Here is an 18,457-nt window from a genome sequence, read left to right on the forward strand (position 1 = left end):
GTTATCTCTTCAGTAATAGCTGGTGTAATAAGGGCTTGCTGACTTTCGGTAGCGTAACGGTTTGTTCGCCGTCGGGTTGTTTCCAGGTGCCGAATGCCTTATCCCAGATCGCCAGAACAGAACCCAGATTCTGGCGGCTGTGTCCGGGTGAATGATGGAGCTGATGTTGGACAGGGCTGATCAGGATATGTTCCAGTCTGCCAAAACTGATAGGCACCATGCTGTGACGCAGATTAGCCCCCAGCGTGTTAAATAATAAAACAAAGCCGGAAATTCCGAACAGCTGCCAGGCTTGCTGTTGTACCCCAAAGCCATAAAAGAAAAGACCAATCATCAGGCCATGCACACTGGATGAGCGCAGTTGATACAGCAGTTTCTCTAACGGATGGACGCGCAGTAATGATAGCGGAGTGAGTACCGAAGCACTGTGATGCACGGCATGAATACGCCATAACCAGCGGCTGTGCAGCAGCTTATGCAACCCATAGCGGCTTAAGTCTTCAGCCAGAAATAACACAATGCTGTAGCTGATCAGTAACGTCAGCGATGTACCGCTTGCCAGCTCGGCGGCCGGTGAAATACTGCGGAGTGTAACAAAAGTCCAGTTAGCCACACTGATGCTGACCACCAACCAGAACCCGGCCGAACCCAGAAACAGCAGGCTATTGAGCAGTATCAGCAGATAATCTTGTCGGGTCGATGTGTTCCACCAATAAGACAGTGTCAGCCAGGGTTTCAGATGTTGTTTCCGGGAAGGCCAGGACGCTGTTGCCCATAACAGAACAATCAGCGCGGCACTCAGCCAATAGCCCCAAAAAGTCCGGCTTTCTGGTGCTTGGACAATGGCGAGCAGGGCTTGCCACCACTGAATCAGGGTAAATTGCAAGCTATCCGGGAACAGATCAGAGAACGCGGGCATAACCAGTCGTACGATGAAATCAAAGTCTGAATGATAACTCATCTCCAACACCTTTAATATTGAATCTCATTTGTGGTTAAATGCGTTCCAGTTTTCTTATTAGTAGTTCCTGCGGAGTAAGCCGTGTCTAAACTGTTCCTGAACTTTCCTTTTACTACCTCGCCTTTGTTCGCAAATCCGGGTCGTTATGCGGCCAAGCCGTTAGCATTGGCTGTGGCTTTAGCGGCTGCGCCCGTTGCTCTGGCGGTTGATGCCAGCGATGACGAAGCGGTGCTGGACAATGTCTATATCACTGGTGGCGCCGATGAGATTCGTCGCCAGCCGGGATCGGCGACTCTGATTGATGATGTAGCGCTGGATACGTTTGAATATACCGATATTCACCGGGTGCTAAATGCCGTACCTGGCGTTAACCTTCAGGAAGAAGATGGTTATGGCCTGCGTCCGAATATTGGTCTGCGTGGCACCGCTCCTGAACGGAGTAAAAAAGTAACAGTAATGGAAGACGGTGTGTTATCTGGCCCAGCTCCGTATTCAGCGCCAGCGGCTTATTACTTCCCGAATGTATCTCGTATGAGTGCAGTAGAGGTGTTTAAAGGCCCGTCCACTATTCAGTATGGCCCAGCGACTATTGGTGGGGCGATTAACCTGGTGAGCCGCCCAATTCCTTATAACAACGAAGGAGAAGTTGATGCTCAGTACGGTAGCCATGACTTCCGTCGTTTGTCGGCTTTTTACGGTGGTCAACAAGGTAATGTTGGCTATCTAATCGAAGGTTTGCACGTTGCCACCGACGGCTTTAAAGATCTTGATGGCGGTGGTGATACCGGTTTTGAACGTAATGATATTAACTTTAAAACCAGTTATCAGTTATTAGGTGAAGAAAGCAGCCAGTTATTCCAACTGAAGCTGGGCTATGCTGATGAAGAGTCAGATGAAACCTATCTGGGTCTGACGAAAGATGACTTTGACGATGACCCGTATCGCCGTTATGCCTCCTCTCAGCTGGATAATATGAACTGGGAGCATACTCAGGTTCAGCTGACGCACCAGTTTGAAATGAACGATTTTACGTTAACCACCGATGTGTATCGTAATGGTTTTGAACGTGACTGGTTTAAGTTAAACAGCTTTAACACCAACGACGTGACGTTAAGCGAGATTTTGGCTAACCCGGATGACCCACAAAACCGTTCCTTTTATCAGATCCTGACGGGAGAGCGTGCCAGTGGTCTATCTGAGGCTGAAGAGCTGAGAATTGGTAATAACGGCCGTAAGTTTGTTTCCCAGGGGATTCAGACCCGCGCTAATTACAGCATTAATACCGCAGAAATCAGCCATGAATTAGAAGTCGGCTTACGTATTCATCAGGATGAAATCCGTCGTCACCATACCGAGCAAAGCTATCGTATGCTGCCGGGAGGTATTTTACAGGCGGTTGACGGTACATTTGAGTCAACGACCCGTAATAAAGATGAAGCAACCGCCATTGCGGTGTACATCAAAGACGATATTCAGATTGATAACACCACCATTACCATTGGTGTTCGTCATGAAGAAATTGAAACTACGCGTACGGTTTATGACTTAGTGAATGGCTCCAGAGTCAGCAAAACGGAATTAGATCAATCGATTACGCTGCCGGGTATTGGTGTGTACTCTCAGCTGACCGATACCTTTGGTGTATTAGGTGGTGTGCATAAAGGTTTCACTGCAGCAACGCCTAGCAGTGATGACGATATTCAGCCAGAAGAAAGCATCAACTATGAACTGGGTGGCCGCTATAGCGGTTATGGACAGGCGGAAGTGATTGCCTTCTTAAACGACTATAACCAGTTCAGCGGTACCTGCTCTTTCCAGAATGGTTGTGATAATGATCTGGTGGATGATCAGGCCAATGCCGGTAATGCTCAGGTTTATGGTGTTGAAGCCAGCTGGGGCCATGAATATCAGCTCAGCCATCTGTCGTTACCAGTATCAACCAGCTATACCTATAGCCGTGGTGAGTTCGGTGAAGACTTTACCGATACTACCGGTGCTTTTGGTGAGGCCGGGCTGGATATTGAAGAAGGCTACCGTATTGCTTACCTGCCAGAACATCGTCTGAATGTACAAACTGGCTTGACCAATGGCGTATGGGCCGTTCATTTATCGGCTTTGTATCAGAGTGAAGTGCGCAATGTACCGGGCAAAGGCAGTATTGCCGAAGAAGATAAAGTGGATGCTTACACTGTATTCGATTTATCCGGTAGCTATCAGGTAACCAAACAGCTGCAACTGTACAGCACCGTTGATAACGTATTTGCTAATGAATATGTGGTAGCGGTTAAGCCTTATGGCTTCCGTCCGGGTAAAGATCGTTCTGTGAATGTCGGCGCTAAATTTAAGTTCTGATTGTGTTTTGATCTGAGCTTTGATTGGATTTTTAATCTAAGTAGCTCCGTTACAAAAAAGCCCGTCATAGATTAAATGCTATGACGGGCTTTTTATTTTCAGGTACCTGCAGAAGCTTTACTGCCCCTGCAGTGCAGAGCTTACAGGTCTTTCAACGCGGAAATTGTATCCTGCAGTACCTTCTTCGCATCACCAGCAACCATCAGTGAGTTATCACGGATAAACAGCTCGTTTGGAATGCCTGCGAAACCTGGGGACAAGCCACGTTTAACCACAACTACGGTTTTGGCGTTGTGCACATCCAGAATTGGCATACCAAAGATCGGGGAGTTTGGATCTTGTGCCGCTGCCGGGTTTACCACGTCGTTTGCACCTAATACGATAGCTACGTCGGTTTGTGAGAATTCCGGGTTAATGGCGTCCATTTCAACCAGCTGATCGTATGGCACTTCGGCTTCTGCCAGTAATACGTTCATATGGCCCGGCATACGACCGGCAACCGGGTGAATGGCGTATTTAACGCTGGCACCCTGAGCTTCCAGCATATTAGCCAGTTCACGGGTTGCGTGTTGTGCCTGGGCAACGGCTAAACCATAGCCCGGTACAAATACCACGTTTTGTGCGCCATCCAGCAACATGGCCAGTTCATCTGCGGAAGAAAACTTCACTTTGCCTTCGTAGAAAGCATCGTTTTCATCACGGCTTACGCCAGCGCTTTCAGCCATTGAACCACCAAACAAAACGTTGGTCAGTGAGCGGTTCATCGCTTTACACATAATGCTGGTTAAGATGATGCCGGAAGCACCCACCAGAGAACCGGTGATAATCAGGCCGTTGTTTTCCAGTACAAAACCTGCTGCAGCACCGGCTAAACCGGAGTATGAGTTCAGCAGGGCAACAACAACAGGCATATCGGCACCGCCAATTGGCATTACCAGGCAGATACCCAGCACCAGACACAGAACAATCAATCCAGCAATCAGCAGATCGGAGTTCAGTGGATCAACCGCCGCGAAGTAAGCCGCACCGGCCAGCAGAGCCACTAAGCACAGTTTTACGATGGTCTTAAACAGGAAAACTTTGTTGGAATCACCAATGCTGCCTTTTAATTTGCCCACGGCAATAAAAGAACCGGTTAAAGTAACGGCACCAATCAGAATTGACATAATAACGGCAATCGACCAGTCGTAGCTGGGAACAAATTTGCCCATTTCAGCCAGTTTCTGGCTCTCCAGATAGTTCGCTGCAGCAACCAGCAGAGATGCACCACCACCAATACCGTTCAGAGCGGCAACCAGCTCTGGCATATCGGTCATGGCGATTTTCTTCGCTAAGATCGCACCAATGGTGCCACCAATTAACACACCAATAATGATGTATTCGTAAGTCACTACGTTGTTATCGAGCAGAGCAACGATGACTGCAATCAGCATACCGGTAGCTGACATCTGGTTACCACGAACCGCCGTTTTTGGGGTAGTCATACCTTTGATGCCGAGGATAAACAGCACGGCAGAAACCAGGTAACCTAAATTAATTAATGTATCCACAATTCAGCCCTTACTTCTTTTTAAACATATTCAGCATGCGATCGGTTACCAGAAAACCGGCCACAATGTTGATGGTGGCTAAGGCAATTGCCGCACCGCCTAAAACGGTCGACAAAACCGTGGTGTGCTCACTGCCACCGGAGCTGAGGATGGCACCCACAACCACAATACCGGAGATAGCATTGGTGCCACTCATCAGTGGAGTGTGTAGGGTGGGTGGTACTTTGTTGATCACTTCGACACCGACAAAAACAGCCAGCACAAAAATGGTCAGGCTCATGATGAACATTTCCATCTTGGGAATTCCTCTTAAGCGTTTTCGATTTGGGCTTTTAAGCCATCGTGTTTAATGGCGCCGTCTTCGGTCACTAACGTGGCGGCGATGATGTCGTCTTCCATATCAATATTCAGCGCGCCGTCAGCCGCCATATTTAATAAGAAGGTGGTGATGTTTTTGGTTAACAGCTGCGATGCGTGTACCGGAACACGACCTGGGTGGTCGGTGTAACCAATAATGGTGACACCATCCAGATAGACTTTTTCACCTGCAACCGTGCCTTCGACGTTACCGCCGCGCTCTGCTGCCAGATCGACAATCACGGAGCCTTTTTTCATGTAATGCAGCATGTCTTTGGTGATCAGACGTGGGCTGGCTTTACCCGGAATAGCGGCAGTGGTGATCACCATGTCAGCTTGCGATATCTTAGTGGTCATCTGTTCGCGCTGTTTGCGATAAAAGGCTTCTGACTTCTCGCTGGCGTAACCCGATTCATTGCCGCTTTCGGTTTCCAGGTCAAATTCAACGAATTTGGCACCCAGAGATTCCACCTGTTCGCGTACTTCGGCACGAGTGTCATAGGCTTCAACCACCGCACCTAAACGACGGGCAGTCGAGATCGCCATCAGGCCGGCAACGCCAGCACCAATGATGAATACACGTGCCGGGTGAATGGTGCCCGCTGCGGTCATTAACATTGGGAAGTATTGTGGTAATGCCATGGCACCAGCCAATACCGAACGGTAACCACTGATGGCACCCATGGAGCTTAAGACGTCCATCGATTGAGCGCGGGTTGTCCGTGGAATAAATTCCAACGCAAACGAACGCACTTTTTTCTCGGCTAACTGGCTGACCAGTGGCAGGTTGAACCAGGCATCCAGTAGACAGATCAGGGTACTGTTTTCTTTTAACAGTGGGATTTCCTGATCCAGCGGCTGACGGACTTTTAAAATAATATCCGCTTGTTGGTATAACGATTCGGCAGTGGGTGCAATGCTGGCACCACAGTTGCGGTATTCGTCGTCAGCAAAATGTGCCTCATCACCGGCCCCTTGCTGAATCACGACTTCAAAGCCGTTATCCAGTAGCGCCTGAATACCCGACGGTATCAGGGCAACGCGGGCTTCCCCAGGATAAATTTCCTTAGGTACACCAATTAACATAGTGCGTACTCCTATAAGTTAGAATGAAAAATTTTTAAGCGAGCAAAAGCCACCTACAGTCAGTTTCCTGACCGCATCAGTGACTTTTGGGAAAATAATTTGGACTACATAGCGATCGGCTGTTCTGACTCATCAGCCGGGCGTAATCCCAGCGTATGTAAGGTGTGTGAACGCACCTGCTCCAGCAGTTGAGCGTTATCAATCAGAGACTCGCCATAAGAAGGAATCAGTTGTTTCAGGCGCTGTTGCCAGCCTGAGTTCATCTGTTGCTCAAAGCAGCGTTCCAGTACTTCAATCATGGCTTTGGCGGCAACCGAAGCGCCCGGAGATGCGCCTAATAAGGCGGCCAGAGAGCCATCCGCTGCGGCAACCAGCTCGGTGCCGAACTCCAGTTTGCCTTTGCCGTTTGCATCTTTTTTAATGATCTGCACCCGTTGCCCGGCGTGCGCTAAGCTCCAGTCGCTTGCCTTCGCCGTTGGTAAATATTGCTGCAGAGTTCTGACTCGGTCTTCATGCGACTGCAGCACTTCACTGATTAAATAACGCGTCAGATCCATATTGTTCAGACCCACCTGCATCATTGGCAGCAGATTATTGGCACTGACCGATTTGATCAGATCCAGCTTCGAACCTTGTTTTAAAAACTGCGTGGTAAATCCGGCGTATGGGCCAAATAACAAGGCGGGCTTGCCATTGATAATGCGTGTGTCCAGATGAGGAACCGACATTGGTGGCGCACCAATAGCCGCTTTGCCGTACACCTTGGCGTGATGCTGTTTCACAACGTCCGGGTTCTGACAGACCAACCATTGGCCTGATACCGGGAAACCGCCGTAACCTTTGCTTTCAGGGATGTTGGATTTTTGCAACAACGGCAAAGCACCGCCGCCAGCGCCTAAAAACACAAACTTCGCCTGAATGGTTTCGGCCTGGCGGGTGATGCGGTTCTTAACCACAACCTGCCAATGACCTGCGGATTTGTTGAGCTGGCTGACTTCGTGATTCAGCAGCAGGTCAAAACCGTTCTGCTGCTCCAGATTATTCGCCAGATTGCGGGTCAGTGAGCCAAAGTCGATATCCGCGCCATAGGCCACACGGGTAGCCGCAACGGCTTCACCTTGACCACGCTGGGCCATCACCAGCGGCATCCACTGTTGTAAAACGGCTGGGTCTTCGCTGTATTCCATATCGGCAAATAATGGATGTGCCGATAGTTTGTGATAGCGCTGACGCAGAAAATCTACGTTGTTTTCGCCCCAGACAAAACTGATGTGTGGCGTGGGGTTAATAAACTGATGCGGTGACGGCAGATCGCCAGAAGCGATCAGGGATGACCACAGCTGTAGGGAGATTTCAAAGTTGGCATTGATCGTCAGCGCACGTTCAATCTCGATCTCCCCCTGAGCCGTTTGCGGGGTGTAGTTGAGTTCACAATAACCCGCATGGCCAGTACCGGCGTTGTTCCAGCCATCAGTACTTTCGGCGGCAACGTCGTCGAGGCGCTCAACCATCAGAATATTCAGTGATGGATCAAGCTTCTTCAGTAACGTGGCCAGTGTTGTGCTCATCACACCACTGCCGACTAATAAGGCATCAACGTGTTTTTTGGTCATCGTCAGTCTCCCGAGCCAGTGATGAGGCGATTTATACGGATATGGGAGTTTGCTCGCAATAGCTGAGACAGGTATCCATCAGTAGAGTTTTTTATGCTTTTTATAATGTATTGCTTATGGATGAAATTTTATCCATTTGTTTTTGGTTATAAATTGGGCGATGAATTATTCAGAGATGACCAGGAATCTGGCGCTTCTTGCGTGTGTGAAAGCCATTGGCGATACTGCCTGTTTCTCTGGCCTTACTCTGATGAAAATGATGGAAGCAGTGATTCATAATCAGCCTGCGTTATTAGCAGACATTACTCGTTTGGCACAATGCCACGATGATATCGCTGTCTTGTGGTTGTATGGCTCCAGAGCGAAGGGTCGCTATCATGATCACAGTGATCTGGATCTGGCGATTGCTTTTCAGCGATTTGATTTATCAGCCGCGGATAAACTGACACGCCCCCATGAGTTGGCGATGCTATGGGCGGATGAATTAGGCATAACTACTGACCTGATCAGCATTGTCGATATTAATACGATTCCTGCGTATCTGGCTTTTAATGTGATTGAGCAGGGCCAGATTCTTTATCAGGATGATTCTCCCAGAGCCTATAAAGAAGCCAATCGCATCTACAGTCAGTACGAATATCAAATGATCGAGAACAAATATCATGACCATTGATGGATTATCGCTTTATCTCCAGGAAGCACAGAAAAACGCCCGGCGTAATCAAGCAGAGCTGGACGAATTACGTGATGACCTGATTGCTGGAAATTTTCGCTCCCGCGATTATCGGGCGCTGGAGCGTGTATTGCAGGTGTATATCGAGCAGTGTATTGGTCTGGCTAAGCATTGGCTGAAGCGTTTGGAAGGTGAGTCAGCCGCGGATGCCTATCAAACCTTTTCATTATTATGTGAGCGTGGTCATATAACAGCCAGTGAGCTGACTCAGTGGCGTAAAATACTGGGCATGAGAAACGGTTTGGTTCACGACTACCTGAATATTGATCTGGCGATTCTTGAAACGGTATTACGTGAACAGCACTATCAGCAATTGGCGGACTTCTCAGGCAAAGCGATCCATTTTTTACAGCAGTAATGCGTCAGCTGTTCCGGTTACAAGGGCCGAAATGGTGTTAACAGGCCTTAGTCAAAAAAATGTCTTAAGTTGGTGCGCCATTTGCTTTAGTCGTACTAATCAACTAAAAACGACAGAGAATTGGCTATGTTTGACGGACAAAGCATTCTGATTACCGGTGGCACCGGCTCTTTTGGTAAGCAATACACCAAGACCTTGCTGGCGAACTATAAGCCGAAAAAAATCATCATCTTCTCTCGGGATGAACTGAAGCAGTTTGAAATGCAGCAGGAATATTCCGATTCCTGTATGCGCTATTTTATTGGCGATGTACGCGATAGTGAGCGCTTAATGCAGGCCATGAAAGGCGTAGATTATGTGATTCATGCCGCGGCGATGAAGCAGGTTCCGGCAGCGGAATACAATCCGATGGAATGTATCAAAACCAATATTAATGGTGCTGAAAATGTGATCCGGGCGGCTATCGCAAACGATGTCAAAAAAGTGATTGCACTATCAACGGATAAAGCCGCCAACCCGGTGAATTTATACGGCGCTACCAAATTATGCAGCGATAAGCTGTTTGTTGCCGCCAATAATATGGTGGGAGGCGAGGTGCCACGCTTTGCCGTTGTTCGTTATGGCAATGTGGTGGGCTCGCGTGGCTCGGTAGTGCCATTCTTTCGTAAATTACTGGCTGAAGGTAAAACCAGCCTGCCGATTACCGATTACCGCATGACCCGTTTCTGGATTACTCTGCAACAGGGTGTCGATTTTGTGATTAAAAACTTCTCCCGGATGAAAGGCGGTGAAATTTTTGTTCCGAAAATTCCGTCGGTGACCATGTTGGATCTGGCAAAAGCCATTGCGCCTGAGATTGCTACTGAAGAGATTGGTATTCGTCCGGGAGAAAAATTGCACGAAAAAATGTGCCCACGTGATGACAGTTATCGCACGGTGGAGTTTGAAGATCATTATGTGATCTCTCCGGCGATTAACTTTCACGATGATGAGGTTAACTATTTATCCAATAACCTCGGTGAACAGGGGAAGCCGGTTGAGCAAGGTTTCTCTTACGACTCAGGCACAAATGACTGGTTTTTGGATGTGGCAGAAACCCAGGCGTTATTACAGGAAGCCGGTGCATGATTCCTTATGGTCGTCAGAACATTGATGACGAAGATATTGACGCAGTTATTGATGTACTGAAATCCGATTTCCTGACTCAAGGGCCTAAAGTCCCGGAGTTTGAACAGCATGTCGCCCGGTATTGTCAGGCGAAGTATGCCGTCGCAGTGAATAGTGCCACCTCAGCGTTACACTTGGCGTGTCTTGCTTTAGGGGTGAATGCCACTAGTCGGGTATGGACATCGGCTATTTCTTTTGTTGCCAGCGCCAACTGTGCCCGCTATTGCGGTGCAGAGGTGGATTTTGTTGATATTGATCCTGCGACCATTAATCTGTGCCCGCAAGCGCTGAAAAAAAAATTACAACAGGCGGAGAAAGATAATTCACTGCCGGACGTGGTTATTGTTGTACATATGGCAGGCCAGCCTTGTGATATGGTCTCTATTCATGCCCTTGCCAAACAGTATGATTTTGCTGTTATTGAAGATGCTTCCCACGCCATTGGTAGTGAATACCAAGGAAAAAAAACCGGCTCATGTCAGTTCAGTGACATCACGGTATTCAGCTTTCACCCGGTTAAAATTATTACCACCGCAGAAGGTGGCATGGCAGTAACGAATAAAGCATCACTGGCCGAAAAAATGCGCTTGTTGCGCAGCCATGGTGTTACCCGTGATGCCCATCAAATGCGCTGGGAAGAATCTGATCCGGAACCAGGCTCTTGGTACTACCAGCAGCTAGAGCTGGGTTTTAATTACCGTATGACGGATCTTCAGGCAGCGCTGGGAATACGTCAGTTAAATAAGCTGGATAGCTATGTCGCTCGGCGTAATCAGCTGGCGCAGGATTATCACCAAGCCTTGCAGACTTTACCTCTGACCTTGCTGCCTATCAGTGAAAACAGCTTAAGCAGCTTTCACCTTTATATTATCCAGGTTGCAGCTGCAACGCATAAAAACCTGTTTGAAGCACTAAGGCAGGCTGGTGTTGGTGTGAACCTGCATTATATGCCTATTTATTTACAGCCCTATTATCGTGACCAGGGTTTTCAACCGGGTTATTGCCCGAAGGCCGAAGCTTATTCCGCCAGCGCCATCAGCTTGCCTCTGTATCCGGGGCTTTCTGACGAAAACAGAGAATATGTTTGTGATACGCTGAAGACGCTTTTGGCAAAAGAGGGAGTACTATGAGAATTGCTGTAATTCCTGCGCGCGGAGGCAGTAAACGTATTCCGCGCAAAAATATTAAGCCGTTTTCCGGTCAGCCTATGATTGCCTGGACGATTGCTGCGGCGAAAAAATCAGCTGTTTTTGATCGTATTATTGTTTCTACCGACGATGAAGAAATTGCCGCCATTGCCCGGCAATACGGTGCAGAGACTCCGTTTGTACGCCCGCCTGAGCTCTCGGATGATCATACCGCAACAACGGCTGTTATTGCCCATACGATTGATTATTGTCAGCAACAAGGTATATCGCTGGATGCAGTCTGTTGTTTGTATGCAACCGCGCCTTTTATACAAGCTGAGGATATTGAAAAGTCGTACCATCAATTTTGTCAGGACGACTGGGATTATTGTTTTACCGTGACAGATTTTCCGGCCCCTGTTTTCCGTTCTTTTAAAGCGCTGAATACTGGTGGCGTTGAGATGTTCTATCCGGAACATTTTAATACCCGCTCTCAGGATCTTCCGGAAGCACTACATGATGCCGGGCAGTTTTATTGGGGAACAGCACAAGCCTGGCTGGACAATAAAGTGATTTTTTCAGAGCGATCCCGTGTATATAAAATACCGCGCTGGCGGGTGCAGGATATTGATACCGAAGACGACTGGCAGCGTGCTGAACTGATGGCACCGGTATTGTTGGGTAAGCCTTCGTGAAAGTAGCGTTTCGTTGTGACGGCTCTGTATTGATTGGTACCGGTCATGTGATGCGCTGCCTGGCATTAGCTGATGCTTTGTATCAGTCTGGTCATGAAGTTGTTTTTATTTATCGCCATATGACCAATGCTTTAAAGAATATTCTGAAAGAGCGTGGTTTTGGTACTTATTCTTTACTGCAAGATAATGCGGTTGTAGTAACAAGCACGGTAGAAAAACATACACCAGATAAAAGTAAGCAGGAAAATCCGTATTTACATTGGCTTGGTGTTTCTGAAGAGCAAGATGCCGCGGATACGTTGCAAGTACTGAATAGTATTCAAGTGGATTGGCTGATTGTTGATCATTATGCGTTGACGCTGGACTGGCATCAGACAATTAAAACATCAGGATGCCAGTTATTAATTATTGATGATCTGGATCGGCCTTATGCGGGTGATTTATCACTGGACCCGAATAAAGTGGATGATTTTCATCGTCTTTCCGGGCCTCAGTACGCATTGATTCATTCTCGTTTTTCTCAGCATGCACAAGCGTTGCCTGCCCGATCAAAATTGTCACGGGTTTTGATATTCTTTGGTGGGATTGACTCGGGTAATATTACTTCAATAGCTTTGCATGGGCTTATGCCATTGCTAGAGCAACAACCACTAATACTTGATGTTGTGGTTGGTAAACAAAACCCGAATATCGATACAGTTAAAACCTTGTGTGATCACCCGAATATTCAGCTTTATATTCAAACGGATCAGATGCCGGAATTAATGGCCTCTGCTGATCTGTTTATTGGTGCTGCCGGTTCTGCAAACTGGGAGCGTTGTGTGATGGGTTTGCCTGCTGTTTTGTGTACGTTGGCTGATAACCAGAAAGTTATTGCTGAACAATCGCAGCAACATGATAGTGCCTTGTATTTAGGAGAAGGTGAGGCAGTGGAGGGTGAAGACTTTAATCAGGCAGTCCAGTCTTTAATGCAGAACAACAGCCGGGTGCAGCAGTTGTCTATTAATGCACAAAACCTTTGTGATGGGCATGGCTGTCGCCGGGTGATCGCCGTAATGGAAAATATGAGATGAGAATCAGTGTTGTTTGTAGTAACCCGGCACACCCGGTTTGGCCAGAGCTGGAAGACTGGTGTCAGCAGCAAAGGCTACAGTCACATCAGGTCGAACTTGTTTGCACGCTTTCTGAGTTAACACCAGGCGATTTATTATTTCTGGTTTCTTGTGGCGACATTGTGTCTGACAATATTCGCAGCCAATACCAAAAAACACTGGTTTTACATGCCAGTGATTTGCCTGAAGGGCGTGGCTGGTCACCTTATATCTGGGATATCTTAGCGGGAAAAAACCGAATCACCGTTTCTTTGTTAGAAGCCAGAGAGCCGGTGGATTCAGGCGATGTATTTTTGAAAAAAAGCATTGAATTAACGGGCCATGAATTGTTATCTGAAATTCATCAGCAACTGTTTGCCGCAGAATGTGAACTGATGAGCTGTTTTGTGCAGGAATATCCGGAATTGAAAGCTCAGCCGCAGGATGAAAAAAAGGCCAGTTATTATCGACTCAGAACCCCTGATGACAGTGAACTGGATATCGACTTAACAATTCGAGAGCAGTTCAATCAGCTGCGGGTGGCGGATAATCAACGTTTTCCCGCATTTTTTAATCATCATGGGCGCAAATATCGTTTGCTTATTGAGGATGTAACGGATGAGTAACGCCGAAATTTTTTCCATAGCCGGGCGTCAGATTGGTAGCGATTGTAAGCCTTATATTATCGCTGAGTTATCCGGTAACCATAATCAGTCAATTGATCGAGCTTTAGCGCTGGTTGATGCCGCGGCTGACGCAGGGGCTGATGCCATTAAGCTGCAAACCTATACCGCAGAGACCATGACGCTGAATTCAACCATGCCAGGGTTTGTGATAGATAACCCGGAGAGTCTGTGGCATGGCCGTTCGTTGTACGACTTATATGAAGAAGCACATACGCCCTGGGAATGGCATCAGGCGCTATTTGAGCGTGCTAAAGAAAAAGGCATTACGATTTTCAGCTCGCCATTCGATAAAACATCCGTTGATTTTCTCGAAACCCTCAATGTGCCCTGCTACAAGGTGGCTTCCTTTGAGTGTATTGATATTCCATTAATTCGTTATATTGCCTCCAAAGGCAAGCCCATGATTGTCTCAACCGGTATGGCAACTCTGGCCGAGATCGATGATGCCGTGCGTGCTATGCGAGAAGAAGGATGTGAGCACTTTGTTTTATTAAAATGCACCAGCACTTATCCGGCAAAAGCCTATAACAGCAATATCGCTACCATCCCGCATATGAAGGGGCTGTTCCACTGTGAGGTTGGATTATCGGATCACACGTTGGGAAGTGGTGCGGCAGTAGCAGCGGTGGCGCTGGGTGCTTGTGTGATTGAAAAACACTTTACGCTATCGCGAGCAGACGGCGGTGTAGACAGTGCATTTTCGATGGAACCGGATGAGCTGAAACGTCTGGTACAGGATACGGAAACGGCTCATCAGGCAATGGGAGCCATTCAGTATGGCCCATTAAGTGATGAGCTAGGTTCGGTACAGTTTCGGCGCTCCTTGTATTTATGTCAGGACGTGAAAAAAGGTGATGTCTTAACACCCTATAACGTACGTGCAATTCGTCCGGGTTTTGGTTTACCGCCGAAAGAAATTGATAAAGTTTTAGGTTGTACCGTGACTTCAGATCTGCCAGCAGGGACGCCACTCAGTTGGTCGTTATTGAAATAAACTTATGTTAACGGTTCTGATTATAGGCTGCGGCAATATTGCCGGGGGTTACGACTTGAATACTCAAAGCGAGTATGCTCTGACCCATGCGGCTGCTTTAAATAAGTCAAATCAGGTGACTCTGGCCGCTTGTGTTGATAACAATAGACAGGCGGCTGAAACCTTTGCTGAACAATGGGCCGTTAACAACAGCTACAGAAAACTTGAAGAAATACCCAAAGAAAGCCAGTTTGATATCGTTTGTATTTGTTCACCCAGTCACTGCCACGAAACACATATTCAGCAGGTCATTCATTTTCGGCCCAAGGTCATTTTTACCGAAAAACCCATTACGACTTCGCTGTTGTCTTCCGGCAATATTCTGCAGCAATGCGAGTCCCACAGTATTCATCTGCTGGTGAACTATAGCCGCTACTGGGATCAGAAACTGAGCCATTTTATTGATGAGTTTCATGCCGGGGGCTATGGAGAATTACAATCCATATCCGGGTTTTATAATCGCGGTATCTTAAATAATGGCTCTCATATGCTGGAGATTTTACTGCGATTGTGTGGGCCATTAACCATCTCGGCTAGCGTGTTGAAGTCGGCTTCAGAGGTGCATGGCGATACGGATTTACATGCCATGCTGGCTACTGAATCCGGTACGCCCATCTCATTGCATTGTGTTGATGCCACACACTTTAGTTTGTTTGAATTACAGGTAATAACAACGACCGGCGAATATTGTATGCGTGACGGTGGCTTGAGCTGGCATAAAAGGGTTAAACAAGATAACCCAGTGTATACCAACTACTCAAAACTGGGTGAGGTGTCGGTTTCTGACGGTGAATATTTACCAGTGATGGAGCATGCAATTGATGATGTAATCAAGCTGGCTCAGAGCTCAGACACCCGCCCAAATTATGATAGTGCCCGACGAGCCATTGCAGCTCAGGCTTTGTGTGAAGAACTTGTCAGGAGAGCAGAATGTCCTCTATAAACCCGCCATCACTAGCGCAGGAATTATTAGCCATTCATGGTGGTGAGGCGGTAATTACAACGCCTTTTCCACGCTATAACAGCTTAGGGGAGGAAGAGCAGCAAGCCGTTGCCGAGGTAATGAAAACCGGCGTGTTATCGCAGTTTCTGGGTTGTTGGCATCAGGACTTTTATGGCGGTGAGCAGGTCAGAGCGTTTGAGCAGGAATGTGCCGAGTTCTTTCAGGTAAAGCATGCCATTACGGTTAACTCCTGGACATCCGGGTTAATTGCCGCAGTTGGTGCAATTGGTATTGAGCCCGGCGATGAAGTGATTGTCAGCCCCTGGACTATGTGTGCCAGCGCCACTGCGATTCTTCATTGGAATGCGATTCCGGTATTTGCTGATATTGATCAGCGAACGTTTAATTTATGCCCGCAGTCTGTACGAAAAAATATCACGGAAAAAACCCGTGCGATTATGGCGGTGGATATTTTTGGCCAATCGGCGGATATGCTGGAATTACAGAAAATCGCGGATGAATTTAATCTGAAAATTATCTCAGACACCGCTCAAGCTCCTGGGGCTCGGTATCAGGAAAAATTTGCGGGAACACTGGCCGATATCGGTGGTTACAGCCTTAATTATCATAAGCATATCCATACTGGTGAGGGTGGTGTTGTTGTTACCAATGATGACGAACTGGCTGAGAAGGTTCGGTTAATCCGCAACCATGCGGAAGCGGTATTGGCTGATCGTGATGATGTACCGCTGACCAATATGATTGGTTATAACTTTCGCCTGGGTGAGTTGGAGTGTGCGATTGGACGGCAGCAGTTACAAAAATTGCCAGGTGTGGTTGAAACGCGGCAACAATTAGCCGCCCGATTAACCGAAGGCTTGAATGGCCTGACAGGGTTAACACTGCCTTATGTGCAGCCGCTGGCAACCCATGTGTACTACATTTATCCGATGATTGTGGATCATGAGCAGCTGCCAGTCACACGGCAACAGATTGCTGAGGCTTTAATCGCAGAAGGTGTTGAGGTTGCGACCCGCTATCAGAATCTGCATCTGTTGCCGATGTTCCAGAAAAAAACCGCCTATGGTACCTCTGGCTTTCCATGGAGTGCGGATTTTGCACGTCAGGATGTGTGTTATGACAAAGGTATTTGTCCGGTGGCAGAAGAGCTGAATGAACATAGCTATCTTGGATTTGGCTTATGTGTCTATGAGCTAACGGAAGCGGATATCGATCTGATTGTTAAAGCTTTTCATAAAGTCTGGAAGGCAATGGTGATTGATGATGTTTAAGCAGGAATTAATTCAGCATTTACAGAGTCAGCAGGAGGTTCCTAGGGTCAGGGAATTTCTGGTTACTGATATCAATAACGATTATATTGCCTGGTTGAATGATCCGGTTGTGGTTCAATACAGTAATCAACGCTTTATCGAGCATTCTTATGAAAGCTGCAGAGCTTATTTTAATAATATGCAAAGCAGTGATAACGCTTTTTTAGCAATCGTTGACCCATTGCTTGGTCATGTTGGTACTATGACCGTTTATATCAATCATCATCATGCAACGGCTGATATTGGTATTTTATTAGGTAATAAAGATGCCTGGGGAAAGGGCATTGCCACACAAGCCTGGTGCCTGGTGCTCGAAGCGCTTAAGAAAGTCCCCTATCTTCGGAAAATAACGGCCGGAACTCTGGCTTGTAACGAATCAATGATTCGCCTGGCACTGCGTTCCGGAATGTGTGCTGATGGTCAGCGGCATGCTCAGGAAATTGTCGATGGTGTTGCTGTCGATATTCTTTTCTTTGCTTATTACTGTGATGAAAACGAATAAACTATTGGCTATTGCCCATGATGCCGGCGCTGCTAATCATATTCTTGCCTGGTATTTATCCGGTGATTTATCCGATTACGACGTTGCTTTTTGTTTTTATGGGCCGGCTCTGAAGCTTGCTCAGGAAAAAGGAATTCCTGTTGCTAACCAAAGCTATGACCGTTTAATTCCTCAATTTGACGTTGTGTTGTGTGGAACAGGGTGGGCAACGGATATTGAGAAGCAAGCTATGCGTCTGGCTTCCCGATTAAAGATAACAACCGTTGCCGTGTTTGACCACTGGACGAATTATTCAGAAAGGTTATTGCTTGGTGGTCAACCTATCGCCGTTTCGGCGATTTGGGTGGTTGATGAAGACGCACGTACTTCGGCTAGCGCGGCATATCCATCAATCAGTGTGGTGGTTAAAGAAAACCGTTACCTGAAGGGGATTGCAGAAGAAGTTTCTGACTGGAAAACCACAAGTTCAGATAATGTCGTACTCTTCATTATGGAGCCCTTGAGGCATTTCTCGTTAGGATCAGAAGCTGCCGAATGTCACTGTTTTGACTTTTTTATGGCGAACCTTAAGAAGTTGAGTCAATTTCTTATCGCGCCAGCTCAGACAAATATTATTATTCGTCCACACCCGTCAGATGACCCGGGGAAATATCAACCTCTTATTGATCGTTATTCTCAACATGATATTCATATTGATAACGAGACATCGCTGACACAGCAGATTGCAGAAGCACAGCTGGTAGTTGGTATGCAGAGTTATGCACTCGTGATTGCATTGGCAGCAGGAAAGAGAGTGGTAAGCAGTCTGCCTGAAGAAGCTCCGGCATGTATTTTGCCTCATCAAGATATTATTCATTTGAAGGATAGTTAGC

The 18,457-nt window shown here is 47.3% G+C and carries 18 protein-coding genes; 13 read left to right on the forward strand and 5 right to left on the reverse strand.

The window, feature by feature from the left end; translation table 11 throughout:
• Position 1: 1 nt before the first annotated feature.
• Entirely contained in the window at positions 2-961 is a 960-nt protein-coding gene (locus ACO05E_RS12615) for a sterol desaturase family protein (protein ID WP_419813290.1), read from the reverse strand.
• A gap of 81 nt (positions 962-1,042) precedes the next feature.
• Between ACO05E_RS12615 and ACO05E_RS12620 the strand changes: the two genes are divergently transcribed.
• A complete protein-coding gene (locus ACO05E_RS12620; protein ID WP_419813291.1) occupies positions 1,043-3,313 on the forward strand; it encodes a TonB-dependent receptor family protein in 2,271 nt (756 codons plus the stop codon).
• A gap of 140 nt (positions 3,314-3,453) precedes the next feature.
• On the opposite strand, the gene ACO05E_RS12625 is transcribed toward ACO05E_RS12620, so the two are convergent.
• The 4 genes from ACO05E_RS12625 to mqo all read right to left on the reverse strand — a co-directional run bounded on the left by ACO05E_RS12625 (position 3,454) and on the right by mqo (position 7,919).
• Positions 3,454-4,863 (reverse strand): NAD(P)(+) transhydrogenase (Re/Si-specific) subunit beta, encoded by a 1,410-nt coding sequence (locus tag ACO05E_RS12625; RefSeq protein ID WP_419813292.1) that lies wholly within the window; start codon positions 4,861-4,863, stop codon positions 3,454-3,456.
• Between the two features lie 10 nt (positions 4,864-4,873).
• Positions 4,874-5,158, reverse strand: a complete 285-nt coding sequence (locus ACO05E_RS12630) for an NAD(P) transhydrogenase subunit alpha (RefSeq protein WP_419813293.1) — start codon at positions 5,156-5,158, stop codon at positions 4,874-4,876.
• Between the two features lie 14 nt (positions 5,159-5,172).
• Positions 5,173-6,306, reverse strand: a complete 1,134-nt coding sequence (locus ACO05E_RS12635; protein ID WP_419813294.1) for a Re/Si-specific NAD(P)(+) transhydrogenase subunit alpha — start codon at positions 6,304-6,306, stop codon at positions 5,173-5,175.
• 104 nt (positions 6,307-6,410) lie between these two features.
• A complete protein-coding gene (gene mqo, locus ACO05E_RS12640) occupies positions 6,411-7,919 on the reverse strand; it encodes a malate dehydrogenase (quinone) (protein ID WP_419813295.1) in 1,509 nt (502 codons plus the stop codon).
• Positions 7,920-8,094: 175 nt separating this feature from the next.
• Between mqo and mntA the strand changes: the two genes are divergently transcribed.
• The 12 genes from mntA (at position 8,095) to ACO05E_RS12700 (ending at position 18,456) form a co-directional block, all read left to right on the forward strand.
• Positions 8,095-8,592, forward strand: a complete 498-nt coding sequence (gene mntA, locus ACO05E_RS12645; protein WP_419813296.1) for a type VII toxin-antitoxin system MntA family adenylyltransferase antitoxin — start codon at positions 8,095-8,097, stop codon at positions 8,590-8,592.
• Positions 8,582-9,010 (forward strand): type VII toxin-antitoxin system HepT family RNase toxin, encoded by a 429-nt coding sequence (gene hepT, locus ACO05E_RS12650; protein ID WP_419813297.1) that lies wholly within the window; start codon positions 8,582-8,584, stop codon positions 9,008-9,010. The genes mntA and hepT overlap by 11 nt, the downstream gene beginning before the upstream one ends.
• Before the next feature lie 126 nt (positions 9,011-9,136).
• Positions 9,137-10,138, forward strand: a complete 1,002-nt coding sequence (pseB, locus tag ACO05E_RS12655; protein WP_419813298.1) for a UDP-N-acetylglucosamine 4,6-dehydratase (inverting) — start codon at positions 9,137-9,139, stop codon at positions 10,136-10,138.
• A complete protein-coding gene (pseC, locus tag ACO05E_RS12660; RefSeq protein ID WP_419813299.1) occupies positions 10,135-11,307 on the forward strand; it encodes a UDP-4-amino-4,6-dideoxy-N-acetyl-beta-L-altrosamine transaminase in 1,173 nt (390 codons plus the stop codon). Before pseB ends, pseC begins: the two co-directional genes overlap by 4 nt.
• A complete protein-coding gene (pseF, locus tag ACO05E_RS12665) occupies positions 11,304-11,999 on the forward strand; it encodes a pseudaminic acid cytidylyltransferase (protein WP_419813300.1) in 696 nt (231 codons plus the stop codon). The genes pseC and pseF overlap by 4 nt, the downstream gene beginning before the upstream one ends.
• Complete coding sequence (pseG, locus tag ACO05E_RS12670; protein WP_419813301.1) at positions 11,996-13,072, forward strand: UDP-2,4-diacetamido-2,4,6-trideoxy-beta-L-altropyranose hydrolase; 1,077 nt, start codon at positions 11,996-11,998, stop codon at positions 13,070-13,072. Before pseF ends, pseG begins: the two co-directional genes overlap by 4 nt.
• Positions 13,069-13,716 carry a formyltransferase family protein gene (locus ACO05E_RS12675; protein ID WP_419813302.1) on the forward strand — a complete coding sequence of 216 codons (648 nt, stop codon included), beginning with the start codon at positions 13,069-13,071 and terminating at the stop codon, positions 13,714-13,716. Before pseG ends, ACO05E_RS12675 begins: the two co-directional genes overlap by 4 nt.
• Positions 13,709-14,770, forward strand: coding sequence for a pseudaminic acid synthase (gene pseI, locus ACO05E_RS12680; RefSeq protein WP_419813303.1), 1,062 nt, complete (start codon positions 13,709-13,711; stop codon positions 14,768-14,770). The genes ACO05E_RS12675 and pseI overlap by 8 nt, the downstream gene beginning before the upstream one ends.
• A 4-nt stretch (positions 14,771-14,774) precedes the next feature.
• A complete protein-coding gene (locus ACO05E_RS12685) occupies positions 14,775-15,752 on the forward strand; it encodes a Gfo/Idh/MocA family protein (protein WP_421722735.1) in 978 nt (325 codons plus the stop codon).
• Positions 15,740-17,044: a DegT/DnrJ/EryC1/StrS family aminotransferase gene (locus ACO05E_RS12690; protein WP_419813306.1), complete on the forward strand. Its 1,305-nt coding sequence runs from the start codon at positions 15,740-15,742 to the stop codon at positions 17,042-17,044. The genes ACO05E_RS12685 and ACO05E_RS12690 overlap by 13 nt, the downstream gene beginning before the upstream one ends.
• Positions 17,034-17,585 (forward strand): GNAT family N-acetyltransferase, encoded by a 552-nt coding sequence (locus tag ACO05E_RS12695; protein ID WP_419813307.1) that lies wholly within the window; start codon positions 17,034-17,036, stop codon positions 17,583-17,585. Before ACO05E_RS12690 ends, ACO05E_RS12695 begins: the two co-directional genes overlap by 11 nt.
• Positions 17,530-18,456, forward strand: a complete 927-nt coding sequence (locus tag ACO05E_RS12700) for a hypothetical protein (protein ID WP_419813308.1) — start codon at positions 17,530-17,532, stop codon at positions 18,454-18,456. The genes ACO05E_RS12695 and ACO05E_RS12700 overlap by 56 nt, the downstream gene beginning before the upstream one ends.
• Position 18,457 lies beyond the last annotated feature (1 nt).

It is taken from the genome of Bacterioplanoides sp., from assembly GCF_965226395.1.
Taxonomy (GTDB): domain Bacteria; phylum Pseudomonadota; class Gammaproteobacteria; order Pseudomonadales; family Oceanobacteraceae; genus Bacterioplanoides.